Raw genomic sequence first — 19,557 nt, 5'->3', positions numbered from 1 at the left:
AACTATGATCCGATTTAATCGCGCAATTTCTCCTTTTTCTGTGCTAAGTTTTGACTTAGACGATACCTTGTACGATAACCGCCCTATCATAACCGCAGCCGTTCAGGCGCAAATTGATTATTTAAATGCGCTACCAGGCTACAAAAAACAAGGACCACAGTTTTGGCAGCAATGCCGTGAACTCGCAGCACTACAGCAGCCAGAGCTGATTGATGACGTCACACAATGGCGTAAGCATACCTTGCGCTTAGTATTGTCTGAATTGGGTTTTAAAGGTGATGAAATAGAGCATCATGCAAATAAGGCGTATCAAGCATTTGCTGATGAGCGAAGCAATATTACTGTGAGCACAGACGTACTGAAGTTGCTTGATAAACTAGGTCAGCACTACAGATTAATCGCCATTACCAATGGCAATGTTGAGGTTGAACGCTTTAATTTAAAAGACAAGTTTGAACTAGTCCTACAGGCAGGATTGCACGGTAAAGCAAAACCGCACACAACATTATTTGATCAGGCTGCAACGCATTTAAATATTAAAAACAGCGAACTGTTACACATTGGCGATAGCCTTGATAGCGATGTGCAAGGTGCTAACAACGCTGGCTGTCAGTCTGTATGGCTGAATAATCAAGCACAAACTTATGCCTACAAAGGGTTGGCTGATATTGAAATAACCAACATTCATGCGTTAACCCATTTAATATAACCTATGCTTGTTTTACTAATAATATAAGTTAGAGTTAGTTAATTAACGACATATTATAATAACAAGGACAGCGTATGACGCTCACAGATTATTTAACAACGCTCGCAGATGAGCCAAAAAGTATTAGCTTTGCTGATACTATGGCCGTTATTGATGAGCACTATACTTTTACAGCATGCAGCTTCAGTAACCATGGGTTATTAAGCTCTGCGAGTGAAAATAACGGTTCGTGCAAAATTTTTGCATTTGCTAAGCTCAACGGTCTTAGTAAACAAAATACCTTAGATTGTTTTGGTAAATTTTACCGCGAAGATGTACTAGACAACCCAAGTGCCGATGATCACATGAATATTCGTACGTTTATGTTAGCGCCCGAGGCAACACCGTTTTTAGGCATTAGCTTTGATGGCACGCCTTTAACCACAAAAGAGTAATATTCAAATCAGCATTATTTAGCCGCTACCAGCGGCTTTTCCATAAAGTAGCGCGTACCGCTGAGCGGATAATTATTTAATTGATATTTAACCTGATAACCACGCTTTTCATAGAAAGGCTTGGCTTGAAAGTCTAAGGTGTCAAGCTGAGCCTTAACGGCACCCATTTCAATTGCTGCATTTTCAAGTGATGTTAATAACGAATCAGCCAAGCCATTGCCTCGTGCCGATTCAGCACACCACAACCAACTTATTAGCAGCCAATTGCCAAATACATGACCACTTATACCGGCAACTAATTCATGCTGTTTATCGAGATATTTAAAGCCAATAGCTTGGCGCTCTGCGTCGAAGTGTTGAGTATTAAACTCAAGCATATTAACACGCAGTGCTTGGTTTAATTGCTCAGTATTTTCTGCCTGCAATAGGTACATTGGCTATTCCAAATAGACCTATTTTAGCAAATACCTGATGTTAAAACAGGTTATTTTGTCCAAAGGGAACTTCAAGCATATTGCTAGAAATTTTTTCCGGTTGACCACACATTTCATCATAAGCGCTGGTATGCCTGAGCATCATTTGCGCGTAGGCAATGTCTTCAAAGCGTTTTTGAATATGTAATGGGCTGACTGCCTTTACAAATTCACCATCGCTTTCTTGTACATAGTATTCAACATTATTAATGACAACAGACACTTGATACAAGGCCATTTCCAGTGAATGAACCACCACTTTTTGTAATGGCTGATGCTTTTTTAGTTCTGAAAATTGAATACCCATATTAACCTACCTACTGTTAAATTAACTGTCCAAGTAATCAATACGCAGCTTTGCTATAATCGCGATCAGATTTTTTTAATTACGCGCTATCATGGATACAAAAATTCGACTCGCAAAGTACATAGCGCATGCCGGTGTTTGCTCACGCAAGCAGGCCTCGCGTTTGATTGACGAAGGTGTGGTCATGGTTAATAATCGCCCCGCAAATCATATTGATCATGTGGACGAAAACGACAGTGTCATTGTTAATGGCCAAGCCATTAAAGGCCCTGCCGATTTAGTCTACTTTGCTTATCACAAACCAGTAGGAATTGATTGTAAACTCAATCAGCACGACCCAAGCAGCCTTATTCATCACTTGCCACAACTAACACGGGTATACCCTATTGGTCGCCTTGATAAAGACTCACGCGGATTGCTTATTTTAACCAATGATGGGGATTTTTGTAACCAGCTGATCCACCCTGACTTTCATCAGCCTAAACGCTATTTAGTAACCGTCAATAAACCTTTAGATGCGGATTTTTGCGAAGAAATGGCTGCAGGCGTCCCTGTCGACAAGCAAATGACTTTGCCGTGTGAGGTGACTAAAATCACTGACAATCAGTTTAGTATTATTTTAAAACAAGGACTAAATCGACAAATTCGTAAAATGGCGCATTACTGTGGTTACAAAGTGATTGATTTATACCGCGTACAAATAAGTGAATTACTGTTAGACCATTTAAATTTACCTGAAAACCAGTTTATAAAAATTAATAAAAGCGACATTTTAGGCTAACAAGCTCACGCTACCCCCTCACTTTAATGCGATTAAAAAATATAAATTAAACTTGCAAAAATAGATTACAAGTGTAGTCTTAAATTAAAGATTACACTTGTAGGCAATAAAATGATCGAATTATCAAAAGCAGAATTTGAAGTACTCGATGCGCTATGGATTAGCTACCCCGCTAATGCCAGCCAAATTATTGAGCGCTTGAGTGATGATAAACAATGGCACGAAAAAACCATTAAAACCTTACTAGGTCGATTAGTTAAAAAAGGAGCGCTTAGCTTCGAAAAAGAAGGCCGCCAATATATTTACACCCCCTGTATAAATCGTGCTGATTACACCCAAAAAGAAAGCCAGAACTTTATTGAGCGTTTTTTAGTGGCCGTATAGCTCCGTTGGTAAGTGGTTTTGCAAAATCAGAAAAACTCTCTCAACAAGATATAAACGAGCTTAAAAAAGTCATAGATGACTGGGAAAAAAACCAAAAGTAAGGGATTCTCATGGTTATTCAAACAAGCTTTAATTGGCTAATAGAGCAACAGCTATTATTGAGTCTGTTGTTTGCAGGATTTGTTTTACTTGAGCGCTTTGGCTTAAAAGCAATTGGTTCGCAGCTTATTTATAAATTAGTGTGGTTAATACCAGCCTCGCTGCTTATCGCTAATTTACCCAATGCAATTAGGCCATTACAAAACAGTCCAATTAGTCATTATATCATTACTCCTAATCAACCATTAATAAGCACTATTAGTATTAACTGGGCGCTATTTTATGTAGTTATTACGGCACTGCTTTTATTCGCCACTTGGATTATTCATCGCCGATTTGTAAGCAACCTACAGCTTTGTGAAGTAACAAATTTACAAGCAGAAATAAGCTCAGGGGTAAAAACCTTTACTAGCCATCAAGTTGCAACACCTATGGTAATTGGGGTACTAAATAGCAAGCTAGTTTTACCACACAACTACAATACTCTGTTTGATAAAGCTACATTGGCGCTTATTTTAGAGCACGAAAATGTGCATATAAAACGCAAAGATAACCTAACAAATGCGCTGCTATTACTGGCTACAATTTTAATGTGGTTTAACCCTTTAGTTTGGATGGCATACGCAAGCTGTAGACGCTTACAAGAGCTGACTTGTGATGAACAGGTACTAAGTAATAAAACCACAAAGCAACAGATTTTATACAGCAAAGCCTTAGTAAACTGCGCTGCAAATGCACCAGCGGGTCTGATGGCTTATTCACACTACGGAGATAAAAAAACCATGTTACAACGACTTACTAATATCAAACATAATGGCGCACATTCACGCCTAGCAAAAGGGAGCTTGTTACTTATAGCAGCAAGCTTGCTCAGTGGCTTAGCTGTAGCAAAGCAACCTGAAGCATCAGCTAAAAAAGAAACATCTATCGCTCCCGTAATGCGAATCGAACCGCTTTACCCAAAACAAGCGGCGGAACAAGGCATTAGCGGTTCAGTGGTATTAAAATACGACATAACCCCAGCAGGCAAAACAGCTAACATTACTGTTGTAAAAGCTGAACCAGAAGCAGTCTTTAACAAAGAAGCAAAAAGAGCACTGATGCAATGGCAATATACGCCTTCATCAATGGGACAACAAAACGTACTAATACAACTTGATTTTGCACTCAACAGTACAGTTACAAAAAGTGATTTAATAGAGCGAGTTAACATATCGCATTAATGGGAATAAGTGTTTAAGACTATAAAGCAAGCACCCTTTTAGGCTGCTTGCTTTGTGGTTTTTGCTTATTCTCGTTATAAACTGACGGCGATCATGCCAATAGCGGTGCCTATTCCCACCAGCCAAGTGATCGAGCGAATAATATCGAGGTTTAAGTAATAAAAAACACAAAATAAAATACGCGCCACAATATGCGTCATCGCTAAAGTTTCGGTTACGGCATTAACATTATTGGTGCCTAACACCACAGCCAAAGCAACGGCAAATACCGCTAGCGACTCAAAACAATTTTGATGTGCGGCCAACGCCCTTGCTCCGAGCCCTGTAAGTTGCGTTTGTTGCTGGCGCGGATGTTTATTATCGTAACCACCGAGCTTATTCATTTCTATAATAGCTGGGATCCTTGCAACATAAGGCATGATCACTGCAATTAAGGCGCAAACCAATAAAGTCGTCATTATCATTCTCAAGTTATTATTTATAACTCAAAATAACACAGCAAATAGAAAAAAGCCGCCAAATATAAATAACCTGAGTTCTGGCGGCTAGCAGTAACATCCCAGACACTATAGCCGATTTAAGCAATGCGTCACTGTGGCAAATTGTCGCAGGTGATGAATATTCATTATGCCTTTTTGATGGTCGCTTTCATGTCACAGTACTGCTAAATTACTCCTCCGCTTATTGTATGTTGTTTAAGATGATTTGGATTTTACTGACTATTTTTGCTGCATTTATGCAGTCATGGCGTAACGCTCTGCAAAGCAAATTAAGCGCTCATGTGAGCATTGCTGGCGTCACATTAGCCCGCTTTATTGTGGCAAGCCCTATTGCTGGGCTGTATTTATATGCGCTTTATTATTACCAAGATGCTCCCTTTCCTTCATTCAACCCTTTATTTATTAGCTACATTATTGGTGCCAGCATAGTGCAAATTATTGCCACGGGACTCATGGTTAAATTATTTAAAATGAATAATTTTGCTGTAGGCGCTGGGCTAGCTAAAAGTGAAGCGCTTATGGCGGCCATACTCGGGTTGCTGTTTTTTGGCTCAACGCTTTCATTACTTGGTTGGTTTGGCGTGTTTATTGGTGCAATTGCGGTATTGCTATTAAGTGGTATCGCCAATGTGAAACACTTTAGCTTAAAAACAGCATTAACAGGACTTGCCTGCGGTACCGCCTTTGCGTTGTCATCGTCATGGATCAGAGAAGCCAGTTTAAGCTCAGGTATAGCTTTTCCATATGCGCCTGCATGGGTTTTATTGCTTGTTATTAGTTTACAAACACTAATGCTGTGTATTTATATTGCCTTAAAGGAACGCGATACATTTAAAACTATGTTTCAGCATAAGGGCATGACTTGTACGGTGAGTATATTTAGTTGCTTGGGATCAATAGGTTGGTTTAGCGCAATGAGCTTGCAACATGTTGCCTATGTAAAAACGCTCGGCCAGATAGAAGTATTTTTTACGATGTTAATTGCTGTTTTATGGTTAAAACAACCGCTAAAACGCCAAGATAGCGCTGGGCTATTATTGATTGCAGTGGCTGCGATATTGGTAATGCTGCCGAGCAGCTAAAAAAGCGCAGGTATCAACCTGCGCTCGTTTTTAATGACTAATTTTTAGGGTGATCACACCGCAAATAATCATTAACACACCAGCAATACGACCAAACGTGGCGGCATCACCGTAAAATAATATACCCACTAAAAACGTACCAGCAGCACCAATACCCGTCCATACTGCGTACGACGTGCCCATAGATATTTGCTTTTGCGCTAACCACAACATAAAGCCGCTCGCGACCATAAACGCAATGGCAATCGCGATGCCCTGCCAACGAGTTTCAGGGGTTTGAGAAATTTTTAACCCTATAGGCCAGCCAATCTCAAGTAACCCAGCAATAATTAAATACATCCACGCCATTAAATATCTCTCTTTTTCAATATCACTTCATACAAATCGTGACGGCGGTCTTTTAAGTTACGCACTGTCCCTTCACTGTGAAGAATTTTTAACTTATCCATATCTAAGTCGCTAAATAATAACATTTCTGTATTGGTGGTGGCTTCATTTAGTGTGGCATCGTGCGGAAATGAAAAGTCCGATGGGGTTAGTACCGCCGACTGCGAAAACTGCACATCTAAGCTTTCTACTTCAGGTAAGTTACCCACAGAGCCTGCAATAACCACATAACATTCGTTTTCAATGGCACGTGCTTGGGCACAATGGCGTACACGCAAGTAACTGTTTTTAGTGTCAGTCCAAAATGGCACAAATAAAATATCCAAACCTTGGGTGGCCAAAATACGTGACAACTCAGGAAATTCGACATCGTAACAAATTTGAATACCTACACGGCCTGCATCTGTATCGAATACAGCAATTTTATCACCGCCTTGGATCACCCAATCATTTTGTTCATGCGGGGTAATATGAATTTTACGTTGCTCGTCTATTTTACCGCTGCGATGGCATAAATAACTAACGTTATATATTTTATCGTCTTCGGCAAGCGGCATTGAGCCGGTAATAATGTTGGCGTTGTATTCTATCGCCATACGCGACATGGCGTTTTTAAAGGTCTCTGTGTATTCGGCTAAATACCGAATTGCCTCGGTTTGGTTACTTTGTTCAGTTAATCCCATCAGTGGCGCATTAAAAAACTCAGGGAATAAAATAAAATCGCTTTTGTAATCAGATACCGTATCAACAAAGTATTCAACTTGCTTAAGCATTTCTTCAACCGATTCAACACAGCGCATTTGCCATTGCACAGCTCCTACGCGCACGATTGATTTAGTTGACTCAATAACGGTGTCGGTTGGCTCATACATAATGTTATTCCACTCAAGTAATGTGGCATAACCGACCGACTCCTGATCTTCAGGTAAATATTTTTTCAATAATCGTTTAACCTGAAAGTCATTGGCTAATTGAAAACTGAGTATGGGGTCATACAGCTCTTTTTGATCGACCTTAGCAATGTATTCCATCGGGGTCATTTCACTGCTGTGATTGTAATAACGCGGAATACGGCCACCCGCTAAAATAGCGCGTAAATTATACTGACGGCACAATTCTTTTCGCGCATCATATAAACGGCGTCCTAAACGCATGCCACGGTATTGTTCACTAATAGCAACATCCAAACCGTATAAAGCATCCCCTGTGGTGTCGCTAAATACACGGTCGTGGCCATCGGCAATATCTTCATAGGTATGCGGGTTTGAAAAGCGCGCATAATCTACCTGTACACTCAGCGCTAAACCCACCAGCACGCCGTCATCCACAATACCGATTTGCCCTTCAGGGAACTGATCGATGAGTCTAAAAATAGTATGGCTTGGCCATGCTCCGCCTAGGTCGGGGTAAGCTTCGTCCATCAAGGTTTTAATTTGTGGGTATTGTTCTCGGGTTAAGTTACAAATTTCAAGATGGGTTTTTTCTGCCGACATACGCAACTCCTTGGGGCATGTAAGAATCAAAAAAAGCTGAACACATGCTCAGCTTTATTAGGTTTATGCGTTTTTATTCGCGCTTTGCGCTACTTTAAACTGCGATAAAAAAGTGTGGTTACCCGCTCTTTAGGTAACCAATTAGCATATTCAAGGCCAAGTTCTGACAATGGATCTGCTTTAAGTACCTGCTCTAAACTAGCGTCATTTTGCATTGCTTTTAGCATAACATCTTTCGCTTTTTGCACCAGCTTACGATACGTGATCAGTCCTGAACGGTCACTTAGCGGGCCATGACCAGGAATAACTTGGGTTTTATCATCAATCTGATTAATCACATCATCAACCGCCGCTAAAACACCATCAACGCTACCCCCACTGTCTACATCAACAAACGGTAGGCTGCCAAAGTTAAAGTAAATATCGCCCATGTGCACAATATTATCATTATTGAAAAAAATCACCGCATCGCCATCGGTATGGGCATGTTGATAATGCACAACATGCGCTTGCTCATTATTAAAGTGCAGTGTTAAATCATCACCAAAACTAATTCGTGGTAGGTAATCAGACCCTTCGCCATGTTTTTCTTTTAGGCGTTTATGTACATTATTGTGGGCAATAACATGGGCTCCGGCTTTAGCAAAGTTTTCGTTACCACCGGTGTGATCGCCATGATGATGAGTGTTAATTACAAACTCTGCGCTGCCTGGCTTTAAGTCGCTAATGGTTTTTTTAATATCGGCTGAGAGTTTGGCAAACTGATCATCAATGATATATATGCCATCATCCCCTACGCTGGCTGCAATGTTGCCACCTTGTCCGTATAGGACGTATACATGCCCGCTCAGTTGCTTAGCTGTAACTGGGTTGTCATCCGCCGCCGCGTAGTTGCTTAGTAGTAAAGTCGTTATTAATGCCGGTAGTAATTTTTTCATTGTTGTAACCCTATAATTAATAATCATGGTTATAAAACGTGATAGCAACTTATTTAGCTCACTCTGCATCCAAAGCTAGTCGTTGATAGGCACTATTTCAATTTGATGCATGAATGTTTGCGGTAACAATGGGGTGTGCTTTCCTTCTACATATTCATCAAAACCGGCTCGATAAAACTCAGAAAGCGGGTGCCCTGATTGCCCTCCAGGCACTGTTAAAATGGCACTTTCTAAATGTCCAGGTTGGGCAATAAATCGCTGCGATGCGCCAAAACTGGTTTTTTGTACGGCAGGCATATAACTATCACCAAACCCTGGAGCGGTAGGCATATTAAGTAGCTTACTCAATAGAGGTATTTGTTTAGCAAATGGGTGTTCAATCACTAATTCGTTTACTTTACCCCATTGCCAGTTTTGAATGTTATTACCAAACTTTGCTGTTAACTGCGCAAGAGTTTGCTCAAAAGCTGCCTGTAATTGCTGCTCCCAATTCGTAAATTGCGGGTTAATCCAACTTGCTGGCTGCGCTTTTATTAATTGCCAAACAGCGGGCTCTAAATCGCGCTTTACATAACTCAATGTACCATCCTGCTTATTGAGGCTGGCTTCAATACTACTAAATAAAATATTTATTAGTTCATCACGATACATCTTTACTAAGGTATAACCAACGGAGGTTGAGCAGGCGCATTGCTGCCAGTTATCCAGTGCATTGATATAATCTGCATTGTGTTCTGGCTGCTGTTTTAACTGCTCAAGTAATAAGCTATGCCAAGGAGTTAAAAAACGCGCTTGATTGTCTAACTGTAATTGGTAAAAGTCGCCTTCGTTAAACTGCTGTTTTTCAAACAACCGATCGCGTATTTGCGTCGCACGAGCACCTAGGGCATAGCCGCCATTACCAAAACGCGCATTATCCTCAGCAGAGACCACTCGCGAATTCCCTGTCCATAGGCGCCCACTCTCAGGGTTTTTAACAAACGGGCGAATAACTTCATTTTGCTGCCAAGTTGCTGAATATTCACTTTCATTAATGGCTAACTCACTGGGTACTGTTCGTGCAGGAATACCGCCCATGTGTTTCCAAGCTGCACTGCCTTGACTATCTACCACCATTAAGTTTTGTACCGGAATACCCACGTTACTTGCAATATTAAGGGCATCATCCACTGTTTCAGCCTGCTCAAGTTGTAACAATTGCATATCAACGGCATACGGCTGATGCGCAGCCCAACTTAAGGCATAAGGCTGATTGTTAATGTATTTAACAGGGCCATACTCACTTAGCGTTAAGGGATAGATTTCATCGTTGCCATTATCCAAGGTAATCACTTCATTTACTTGCCATGTTTTACTGCTATCCGTTAGTGCAACCCAGTCGGCTGTATCTATATAGCCATTAGTAAATCCCCATGCAATTTTATTATTACTGCCAACCACAATAGCTGGCGCCCCTGGTAACGAAACACCGGTTACCTGATAAGCTTGATTGTTATGAGTGTAATTAAGCTGCGCTCGATACCAAATAACCGGCACCGCCATTGATAAGTGCATATCATCTGAAAGCATCGCAGCTTGAGTATTAGTTAAATCTGCGGTCACTGCCCAGTTATTACTGCCTACTTCTAAATTAGCAGTAATGCTTTTAATCGCCGCTAATGGCTGCGTTGGTAACTGGGGTATAGTTTGGGTATAAGGTGCTAAAACACTGCCATCTAATGCTGCTTGGTATTGGCTTGGTTGGGTTAAAAATTCAACCATTTTTGCGCCATATTGCTGTTGTATTTGAATTAAAGCTTGGTCGCGCTCAAAGGTCGCAGTTTGTAAATCTAAATACATGCTAAAAATAACTAACAGACTATCTTCGCTTTGCCATGGTTGTTGCTCAGCCCCTGTAAGTAGGTATTCAAAACTTGGGTACCCTACTTGCGCAAGTCCTTCGTTTACACCTTGTGCATAGCTTTTTAGTAGTTGCTTATCGGCTTCAGGGAGAGTTTTTAAAATCGCTTGGCTGCGTTTGCGAAATTGATGAAAGCGCATTTTTTTATCAAGAGCGAGCGCGGCTTTACCAAATAGCTCACTGAGCTCACCTGCGGCATTACGTCTAAGTAAATCCATTTGAAAAAAGCGATCTTGCCCGTGAGCATAACCTAAGCCATAGGCAGCATCGTGGCGAGTAGCTGCAGTGATAACAGCTTGGCCAAGCGTATCTCGAGCAACTTTAACTGGCTGCGTTACCGCATCGCTTCGGCCTTTACCATCAAGGGTAGGTAAACTTAGAGTCAACACGCCGTATACAATGGCGGTCCCCCCAAGCGCTAAAACCACAAAAACCAATAGCAACCGCTTGATTACTTTAAACATAAATATACCCTTCAACTTTTTCAATAAACTATTATTAGCATATATTCATAATCGTTCTATTAAAAACGCTACGAAAAGCGGGTAAAGGGTGAAATAAACATCAAAATCCACGATAATACACAGTTCATGTATTGTGCAGACCTAGTTGAGATCAAAATGACTGAAAAAACATTTATTAAAGGTAAAGACCGCGATTTAGAATCGTCTATCTCTACCATGCAAAACAAGCTAAAAGCGCTAAATATTAATATCGAAGAAGCGCTATGGCTTAACCCTGTAGCAAACTGTTATTCAGTTCATATAAAAGATAGCGACTGTGGTGTGATGTTTACTAACGGTAAAGGTGCTACTGATAAAGCCTCTATCGCTTCTGCGCTAGGTGAATATTTTGAGCGTTTAAGCTGTAACTACTTTTTTGCTGATTTTTACTTAGGTGAAGAATTTGCCAATGGTGACTTTACTCATTACCCGAACGAAAAGTGGTTTAAAGTAGCAGAAGATGAAGTACCACAAGGGATTATGGATGAAAGCTTATGGGATTACTTCGATCCTGAGCGTGAATTAACTGCCTCACACCTTTATGATTTTAATTCTGGTAATTTTGAGCGTGGTATTTGTACTGTGCCTTATACCCGCCAGCGCGACGGCCAAGATATTTATATTCCGGTGAACGTGATTGGTAATATTTTTGTATCCAACGGTATGAGTGCTGGTAATACTAAATTTGAAGCCCGTGTACAGGGGTTATCTGAGGTATTTGAACGCGCCATTAAAAATCGCATTATTGCTGAAGGTATTAGCTTACCGCTCGTGCCTGAAGATGTGGTAAAACAATACCCTAAAATTCATGAAGCCTGTGAAGAATTGCGTAGCCATGGCTTCCATTTACGTATTGCAGATGCCTCACTTGGCGGTAAATACCCTGTAATGAGTGTTACGCTAATCAACCCAGTGGATGGCTCTGTGTTTGCCTCTTTTGGTGCTCATCCTTCATTTGAAGTGGCGCTAGAGCGAACCGTTACCGAATTACTGCAAGGTCGTCGTCTAGATCAACTAGACGTATTTCAACCTGCCACTTTTGACAACGACGAAGTAGCCACACCTGAAAACATTGAACTGCACTTTATTGATTCAAGCGGTTTAATTTCTCATGACTTTTTCCGTTCTGAAGCAGACTTTGAATTTGTACATTGGGACTTTAGTGGTTCAACTGAGCAAGAATATAACTTCTGTACTGATTTAATTCACAGCATGGGCCATGATATCTACATCATGGATTACACCCACTTAAATGTGTATGCATGTCGTATTTTAGTGCCTGGTATGTCTGATATTTATCCGGTAGATGAGCTTATTTGGCGTAATAACAACGAAGGGGCTAAATTCCGCGAAACTTTCTTATCACTTGATCAGTATGATACTGAGCAACTGATGGAAATTTACGATAACCTCGAAGAAGCTGGTCACAGCGATATTATTCGCGCTGCTGAATTCATTGGCTTAGCAACCGATGCCGATACGCCTTGGCATACTCTACGTATTGGTGAACTGAAAGCACACTTATGCTTAGCCGCAGGCAGCGAAGAAGCGATTGATTGGGTTGACTGGATTTTACATACCGGCCAAGTTAATGAAGACGCGATGCGTCATTTCCGTTGTTTAAAAGCTATTTTAGAAATTAAATACGATGACGAACGTGAATATGCAAGTTACCAAGACGCCTTAGGGCTTATGTTTGGCGCTAATAATGTCACCCTTGCAATTGAGATTGCAGAAGGTCGGACACGCTTTAACGGCTTAACTTTCCCAGGTTTATCGCTTGAAGGCTTTAAAAAGCACGCCGCATTACTGGATGGCTACCGCAAGTTACATGTTGCGAAACAGAAGCATTGGGCACGCGAAGTTAGTGACTCATAATATCTAAACGTGTATATAGTTAAAAAGAAAATGGCGCATATTTAACTGCGCCATTTTTGTTTCTAGTGTTAGTTAGCTATAGTTAAGCTTTCTATATTAACAATTTAATTACACCCTATGTGGCAACAACGCAAAAGTAAACGCACATCCATTTATAATTTTAAGCTTACCTTTTTATTTGCAATCAGTTTACTTGTAATAACTAGCTTAGTGCTTGAGCGGCTTAATTATAATCGGGCAAAAGATGCTTACCGTTTACAAGTCCTTTCTCAAGTCAGTGCCTACAGAGCCCAGCTTGAAGCTACTTTGGTATCAAATATTCAGTTAATACGTGGCTTGGCTGTAGCCGTTGCTGCTGAGCCAAATTTAAGCCAAACACGTTTTGGGCAAATTGCCGCCCCACTGTTTAACACCTCTAACGAACTACGCAATATTGGTGCTGCACCTAATATGGTCATCACAATGACCTACCCGCTTAAAGGGAATGAAAAAGCCATTGGACTCAATTTTTTAGAAAATAAAGCGCAACGCGATGATGCTATTAAAGCACGCGATACTAATACCATTGTAATGGCTGGACCGCTCACGTTAGTTCAAGGCAGTGAAGCTTTGATTGCACGAGTGCCGGTTTATTTACCTGAAGACCAATCTTTTTGGGGGCTGCTTTCTGTGGTGCTCGATCTAGAAAAAGTCTATAACAACGCAGGGATTTTCGAATTACAAAAAAAATACACCGTTGCCATTCAAGGACGTAACGGGTTAGGTAAGCAAGGTGAGTTTTTCTTTGGTGACCCAGAAATTACAAGCCAAAATCCGCTTGAGTTTAATCTAAATTTCCAAGGCGGTGCTTGGCAGCTCTATGTAGTGCCAAAAACAGGTTGGCAGCCAGCATCGTCGTCTGTCTGGCCATTACGTATTGTTATTAGTGTTATTTTAAGTTTGCTTATTTTTGCGTTTTTATTGTTTTTAAAAATGCTCAATAGAGAACACGAAAACGAAAAAATGCTCGAGGTAATGAGTAACCTAGCTCAAGTAGGTGCATGGTCATTTGATTTAGAAAAAAAACAGGTATTTTGGTCAGACATGACCAAAAAGATATTTGAATACCCTTTAGATGAGCAACCTAAATGGTCATCCGATTTATATTACTTTAAAGAGGGAAAAAGCAGAGATAAGGCGGCTGAACTGATCACTAAAGCGGTTAAATACGGTGAAAGTTACGAGGCTGAACTTGAAGTTATTAATGCCAAAGGCGAAGTAATTTGGGCACTCATACATGGTGAAGCAGAGCATAAAAATGGACGCTGCATCAGAATATTCGGCTCATTACAAAATATTGATGCCCGTAAAAAGGTAGCAATAGAAGATCAAAAAATAGCCCGCTTTAACGAAACTTTAGCGTCGCTAACAATTAGCGACCACATATTAAATGGTAAATTAAGCGAATCTAAAGAGCTAATTACTCGTGCGGTGTGTCGTGCACTTAAAGTGAATACAGTAAGCATCCGCTTGTTTGATAAGCATAAAACTCAACTGAGTCCTATTGCAAGTTATAGCCAAAATAACAGTGATAATAATACCCCTTGGCGCCAGCAAGACATTCCTGATTTTTTTACCACCCTAGAAAAGAAAGCCGTTTTTAGCGCCCAGAATGCTCAACAACAAGCTTGCCTCGCACCCTTAGCAAAAAGCTACCTAGAACCTTCATCTATAAAAGCAATGCTCTGTGTAATGATCCCCGCAGGCAGCGGATCAATTGGTGTTGTATGCGCAGAACAAGCAAGCGTTAGAGCATGGACGCAAAACGAAGAAGGTTTTTTAATTGCAATCGGCGCACTAATAGGAAGCCTTTACTCTAGTGAACAGCGCATAGAAACGGAAGCAGAACTAGTAATGGCAAAAGAAGCCGCTGAACAAGCGGTGATCGCTAAAAGTGAGTTTTTAGCCAGCATGAGTCATGAAATTCGCACCCCGATGAATGGGGTGTTAGGTATGCTTAATATCATTCAGGCGACCTCACTTGATCAGCAACAACGTCATCATATTAAACTTGCCCAGTCGTCAGCAGAATCTTTATTAGGGATTATTAATGATATTTTAGACTTTTCTAAAATAGAAGCTGGTAAGTTAGACATAGAAAGCATTCAATTTAATCTACCACAATTACTCGGCGAAATTGTGGAGTCGTTTGCGCTCAAGGCCGAAAGCAATAACACCCAATTGATTTTAGATACTACGCATGTAAGCACCAGTGAGATTGTGTGCGATCCAAATAGATTGCGACAAATTTTAAATAATTTGATTGCCAATGCCGTTAAATTTACTCAAAACGGACAAGTACTAGTAACCGCTACTATAGAAAAAACTCTCGACAATACGACTTTAGAATGTGCGATTATTGATACCGGCATTGGTATTAGTTTTGAGAAGCAAAAACAGTTATTTGATTCTTTTACTCAAGCTGATGCATCAACAACCCGCCAATATGGCGGCACCGGTTTAGGCTTGGCAATAGTTAAGCAGCTGTGCGAACTCATGGGAGGCGAAGTAAGTGTATATAGCCTACCTAATGAAGGCAGCACCTTTACTTTTTCAGTCAACATTACCTCAGTGATAGACCAAGCATTTGATTTAGATTGCCAACATATACAAGCAAAGCGAATACTCATTGTTGATAATAGCGAGATGAATGCCACCATCATCGAAAAGCAATTAACGCTATGGGGCGCAGATGTCAGTGCTGTGTGTGATTATAAAGAGGTTGAAACTTATATAACTAATAATCAACAAACACCGCCGGATGTGGCAATTATTGATACAAGCTTTTTGGAGCCTGTAGCACACCCCTTGGCTGAAAAGTTGAAACATTTTTTAGTGAACAGTCATATTCTGATTATGGCTCCAATGAGCTATTCAAAAAGCAATTTATTTTATGGAAACAATGAAGCAGCCTTAATTTTTAAACCACTCACCGCTATTGGTTTGTATGACACGCTGGTAAAAGTAACATTGGCAGCACAGCCCAAAGAGTTAGCGCTCCCTCCAGCGATTAATACACCTAAAAAAGCGAAAGGCCATGTGTTGTTAGTAGAGGATAACAAAGTAAATCAAGTAGTTGCCTGTGCATTATTAAAACAAGCCGAGCTCACTTTTGATATTGCAGAGGATGGCGAGGATGCACTAACGAAATTAAACCAAGCAAACGCAAACACTTATCAACTTATTCTAATGGATTGCCAAATGCCTATTATGGATGGATACCAAGCTACCATGGCTATTAGAGAGGGCCTCGCGGGTCTAGAGAATCAAACCATCCCCATTATTGCACTAACGGCTAATGCAATGCGCGGAGATAAAGACAAATGTTTAAATGCCGGTATGAACGACTATTTAAGTAAACCTCTCGATGGCCCTGCTATGCATGCTAAATTGCAACAATGGCTTAGCGCTAAATAACAGTGTAAGCTTAAAATAGAATCGATGAAGTAAGGGATATTATGCAGTTATCAGTTGAACAACAAAGAGTTATTGGCTGTTTATTGGAAAAGCAAACAACAACGCCTGAACATTACCCGCTATCATTAAATGCCTTAACGAATGCTTGTAATCAAAAATCAAATCGCGCTCCTTTGCTCGAATTAAGCCAACAGCAAGTTCAGGCTACCATTGCCGAATTAATCGACTTACGCTTGGTAACAGAAGATGAAGGTCTCAGTGGACGTGTATCTAAATACGACCATCGCTTTTGTAATACACAATTTAGCCACTTACAATTTAACGCACAACAACGCGCCATTATATGTTTATTATTATTGCGGGGAGCTCAAACACCCGGTGAATTAAAAACCCGTTGTGCTCGCTTAGCTGACTTTACCAATGTTGACGACGTTGAAATATCGCTTGAACAATTGATTGAAAATAGCCATGTTAAAAAGCTGCCCCGTGAGCCTGGTAAGCGTGATAGCCGTTATATCCACTTATTTACAGCACCTTCTGCAGAAAACGATGAGCCAATAGCAACACAGACCATTACTGACGAGTTAAAAAATCAAGAGCTCAATGATCTACTTGCTGAAATTAACGAACTAAAAGCTCAACTTAAACAAATAAAAGAGTATATAGGGCTTTAATTGTGTAATTTGAAATCACATAATAGCTATTCTTTTTTGAGCATTAAAACTTTTTAACTTTAAGGAGCGGGCCATGCGCGCAGAAATTATGGCTGAAATGAAAGTTCAGCCTAGTATTGATGTTAACGCTGAAATTAAACGCCGAGTAAATTTTATTAAAGCACGTTTAAAAGCCGCATACTCAACTTCACTGGTACTAGGTATTAGTGGCGGTGTAGACTCATCAACCTGTGGCCGATTATGCCAACTTGCTATTGATGAGCTTAATCAAGAACACCAAGATACACAGTATCAATTTATTGCTGTGCGCTTACCGTATGGAGTGCAAGCAGATGAAAGCGAAGCACAAATGGCGGTTGATTTTATTAAACCCAGCACCCGTATGACAGTCAATATTCAGCCTGCAACCGACGCACTGCACGAGCAAACGATGGCAACTTTAGCTGGCAATAATCAGCCATTGCCAACACAAGAAAAAATAGACTTTATTAAAGGCAATGTGAAAGCACGCCAACGCATGATTGCACAATATGAAATTGCTGGGTTTTGCCAAGGGCTCGTTGTAGGTACCGACCATAGCGCCGAAAACATTACTGGTTTTTATACTAAGTTTGGCGATGGCGCCTGCGATTTAGCACCTTTGTTTGGTCTATCTAAACGTCAGGTTAGAGCATTGGCAACAGCATTAGGTGCACCTGCTTTGTTAGTTGAAAAAGCACCTACTGCCGATTTAGAAAGTGATAGACCAGGTTTAACTGACGAGGAAGCACTAGGCTTAAGCTATGAAGAAATTGATGACTTTTTAGAAGGTAAACCAGTCTCTGAGCATGTGGAGCAAACACTGATTGCAATTTACCAACGCACGCAACATAAGCGCCAGCCTATTCCAACAATATACGATGCTTTTTAAATCAATATTATAAGTGTGATTTAACTGATCGAGCCGCTTATATTTTACGTAAAAATGGCGTGAAAATAAGTGGCTTAAATTTTAACGGTTAACCTTAACGCTTGCCAACAGAGAGTTTTATATTTTATGACCCCCCCTATTTTGATTACTGGCGCAGGACAACGTATTGGACTTGCGCTTGCACAGCATTTTATAGCCCAAGGGCAAGCGGTCATTATTACTTATCGTACCCGCCATAAAGCGGTAGATTTGCTAGAACAACAAGGGGCGATCTGTCTTTATGCTGACTTTAGTTCTGATGAGGGTATTAATACTTTTATTACATTACTTAAAGCACAGACTGACTCACTAAGCGCGATAATTCATAATGCATCAAGCTGGGACTGTGAAGCTAACAACCCTCAGTTTGAGCAGCTGTTTGACAATATGATGCGCATTCATGCAAAAACACCGTACTTGGTAAACTTACGCTGTGCAGATTTACTATTAAATTATCAGGCGTCTCATGCAAAGCCCGCTGACATTATTCATCTAACTGATTACGTAGTGGAAACTGGTAGCCCAAAGCACTTAGCCTATGCGGCCAGTAAAGCCGCCTTGGATAACTTAACCAAATCATTTAGTGCTAAATATGCACCGAATATTAAAGTGAATTCAGTCGCACCATCATTAATTATTTTTAATCAACATGATGATGAGCAGTATCGCGCTAAAACTTTAAAAAAATCATTAATGGGTATCGAACCTGGATGCCAAGAAATTATCAATAGTATCGACCTACTACTGAACAGCCATTACATCACAGGCCGTGCTTTACCTGTTGATGGTGGTCGCCATCTTAAGTAAGTCATCTAAATAAACGAGAAACTTATGCATAACGAATTAAAAGAAAGCTATCAAAAAATTATAACCGCAGTCGGTGAAGATGCAGAACGTGAAGGGTTGCTCGATACTCCAAAACGCGCTGCAAAAGCGATGGAGTACCTAACTCAAGGTTACCGCCAAACGCTTAACGAAATCACTAATAATGCAGTATTTACCTCAGATGCTGACGATATGGTATTAATACAAGACATAGAGCTTTACTCTATGTGTGAGCATCATTTATTACCATTTATTGGCCGCTGTCACATTGCTTATATTCCTGATGGCAAAGTATTAGGTTTGTCTAAGTTTGCACGTATTGTGGATATGTTCTCTCGCCGTTTTCAAATTCAAGAACAACTAACCCATCAAATTGCCAAAGCGGTTGAAGAAGTAACAGGTGCAAAAGGTGTAGGTGTAATTGTTGAAGCAAAGCACATGTGTATGATGATGCGTGGTGTAGAAAAGCAAAACTCAAGCATGCGTACTTCGGTAATGCTAGGAAACTTTAGAGCCGATCCGAAAACACGTAATGAGTTTTTACAGCTGATCAAAGGATAAT

At 40.5% G+C, this 19,557-nt stretch carries 18 protein-coding genes and 1 pseudogene; 12 read left to right on the top strand and 7 right to left on the bottom strand.

Annotated elements, in window-relative coordinates:
- Positions 1 to 4 precede the first annotated feature (4 nt).
- Positions 5 to 709, top strand: a complete 705-nt coding sequence (locus tag PUND_RS00470; protein WP_041709606.1) for an HAD-IA family hydrolase — start codon at positions 5 to 7, stop codon at positions 707 to 709.
- 74 nt (positions 710 to 783) lie between these two features.
- On the top strand, positions 784 to 1,143 hold the full coding sequence (locus PUND_RS00465) for a HopJ type III effector protein (RefSeq protein WP_010392629.1): 360 nt from the start codon (positions 784 to 786) through the stop codon (positions 1,141 to 1,143).
- A 14-nt stretch (positions 1,144 to 1,157) separates the two neighbouring features.
- On the opposite strand, the gene PUND_RS00460 is transcribed toward PUND_RS00465, so the two are convergent.
- The gene (locus PUND_RS00460) at positions 1,158 to 1,577 is read right to left on the bottom strand and encodes a GNAT family N-acetyltransferase (RefSeq protein ID WP_010392627.1); all 420 of its coding nucleotides are present in this window, start codon (positions 1,575 to 1,577) and stop codon (positions 1,158 to 1,160) included.
- 40 nt (positions 1,578 to 1,617) lie between these two features.
- Positions 1,618 to 1,923 (bottom strand): DUF6482 family protein, encoded by a 306-nt coding sequence (locus PUND_RS00455; protein WP_008109023.1) that lies wholly within the window; start codon positions 1,921 to 1,923, stop codon positions 1,618 to 1,620.
- Between the two features lie 91 nt (positions 1,924 to 2,014).
- On the opposite strand from PUND_RS00455, the gene PUND_RS00450 reads away from it, so the two are divergent.
- The 3 genes and pseudogenes from PUND_RS00450 (at position 2,015) to PUND_RS00440 (ending at position 4,410) form a co-directional block, all read left to right on the top strand.
- On the top strand, positions 2,015 to 2,704 hold the full coding sequence (locus PUND_RS00450) for a pseudouridine synthase (RefSeq protein ID WP_010392624.1): 690 nt from the start codon (positions 2,015 to 2,017) through the stop codon (positions 2,702 to 2,704).
- A 111-nt stretch (positions 2,705 to 2,815) separates the two neighbouring features.
- Positions 2,816 to 3,189 (top strand): annotated as a pseudogene (locus tag PUND_RS00445) (BlaI/MecI/CopY family transcriptional regulator).
- Positions 3,190 to 3,198: 9 nt separating this feature from the next.
- Positions 3,199 to 4,410: a M56 family metallopeptidase gene (locus PUND_RS00440; protein WP_010392618.1), complete on the top strand. Its 1,212-nt coding sequence runs from the start codon at positions 3,199 to 3,201 to the stop codon at positions 4,408 to 4,410.
- A 74-nt stretch (positions 4,411 to 4,484) separates the two neighbouring features.
- Here PUND_RS00440 and PUND_RS00435 read toward each other — a convergent pair whose 3' ends face one another.
- Positions 4,485 to 4,868 carry an MAPEG family protein gene (locus PUND_RS00435; protein ID WP_010392617.1) on the bottom strand — a complete coding sequence of 128 codons (384 nt, stop codon included), beginning with the start codon at positions 4,866 to 4,868 and terminating at the stop codon, positions 4,485 to 4,487.
- 242 nt (positions 4,869 to 5,110) lie between these two features.
- Between PUND_RS00435 and PUND_RS00430 the strand changes: the two genes are divergently transcribed.
- Positions 5,111 to 5,992 carry a DMT family transporter gene (locus PUND_RS00430; RefSeq protein WP_010392614.1) on the top strand — a complete coding sequence of 294 codons (882 nt, stop codon included), beginning with the start codon at positions 5,111 to 5,113 and terminating at the stop codon, positions 5,990 to 5,992.
- Positions 5,993 to 6,022: 30 nt separating this feature from the next.
- Here PUND_RS00430 and PUND_RS00425 read toward each other — a convergent pair whose 3' ends face one another.
- From PUND_RS00425 to PUND_RS00410, 4 genes are all read right to left on the bottom strand, one after another.
- Positions 6,023 to 6,340 carry a DMT family transporter gene (locus PUND_RS00425; protein WP_010392612.1) on the bottom strand — a complete coding sequence of 106 codons (318 nt, stop codon included), beginning with the start codon at positions 6,338 to 6,340 and terminating at the stop codon, positions 6,023 to 6,025.
- Positions 6,340 to 7,872, bottom strand: coding sequence for a bifunctional GNAT family N-acetyltransferase/carbon-nitrogen hydrolase family protein (locus PUND_RS00420; protein ID WP_010392609.1), 1,533 nt, complete (start codon positions 7,870 to 7,872; stop codon positions 6,340 to 6,342). The genes PUND_RS00425 and PUND_RS00420 overlap by 1 nt, the downstream gene beginning before the upstream one ends.
- Positions 7,873 to 7,961: 89 nt before the next feature.
- The gene (locus PUND_RS00415; RefSeq protein WP_010392607.1) at positions 7,962 to 8,810 is read right to left on the bottom strand and encodes an MBL fold metallo-hydrolase; all 849 of its coding nucleotides are present in this window, start codon (positions 8,808 to 8,810) and stop codon (positions 7,962 to 7,964) included.
- Positions 8,811 to 8,885: 75 nt separating this feature from the next.
- Positions 8,886 to 11,174, bottom strand: coding sequence for a penicillin acylase family protein (locus PUND_RS00410; RefSeq protein ID WP_010392604.1), 2,289 nt, complete (start codon positions 11,172 to 11,174; stop codon positions 8,886 to 8,888).
- A gap of 156 nt (positions 11,175 to 11,330) precedes the next feature.
- Here PUND_RS00410 and ycaO point away from each other — a divergent pair, with 156 nt between their 5' ends.
- The 6 genes from ycaO (at position 11,331) to folE (ending at position 19,556) form a co-directional block, all read left to right on the top strand.
- Entirely contained in the window at positions 11,331 to 13,091 is a 1,761-nt protein-coding gene (gene ycaO / locus PUND_RS00405) for a 30S ribosomal protein S12 methylthiotransferase accessory factor YcaO (protein WP_010392601.1), read from the top strand.
- A 117-nt stretch (positions 13,092 to 13,208) separates the two neighbouring features.
- Positions 13,209 to 16,547, top strand: coding sequence for an ATP-binding protein (locus PUND_RS00400; protein ID WP_010392598.1), 3,339 nt, complete (start codon positions 13,209 to 13,211; stop codon positions 16,545 to 16,547).
- A gap of 41 nt (positions 16,548 to 16,588) precedes the next feature.
- Positions 16,589 to 17,221 (top strand): YceH family protein, encoded by a 633-nt coding sequence (locus PUND_RS00395; protein WP_010392596.1) that lies wholly within the window; start codon positions 16,589 to 16,591, stop codon positions 17,219 to 17,221.
- A 73-nt stretch (positions 17,222 to 17,294) separates the two neighbouring features.
- Complete coding sequence (gene nadE / locus PUND_RS00390; protein WP_010392594.1) at positions 17,295 to 18,131, top strand: ammonia-dependent NAD(+) synthetase; 837 nt, start codon at positions 17,295 to 17,297, stop codon at positions 18,129 to 18,131.
- 126 nt (positions 18,132 to 18,257) lie between these two features.
- Positions 18,258 to 18,977 carry a dihydromonapterin reductase gene (gene folM / locus PUND_RS00385; RefSeq protein WP_008468539.1) on the top strand — a complete coding sequence of 240 codons (720 nt, stop codon included), beginning with the start codon at positions 18,258 to 18,260 and terminating at the stop codon, positions 18,975 to 18,977.
- A 24-nt stretch (positions 18,978 to 19,001) separates the two neighbouring features.
- Positions 19,002 to 19,556, top strand: coding sequence for a GTP cyclohydrolase I FolE (folE, locus tag PUND_RS00380; RefSeq protein WP_008108996.1), 555 nt, complete (start codon positions 19,002 to 19,004; stop codon positions 19,554 to 19,556).
- Position 19,557: the final 1 nt, after the last annotated feature.

This window comes from Pseudoalteromonas undina, from assembly GCF_000238275.3.
Classification (GTDB): Bacteria; Pseudomonadota; Gammaproteobacteria; order Enterobacterales; family Alteromonadaceae; genus Pseudoalteromonas; species Pseudoalteromonas undina.
Note: the sequence above shows the minus strand (reverse complement) of the source record. Positions and strands in the feature narration are given on the sequence as shown.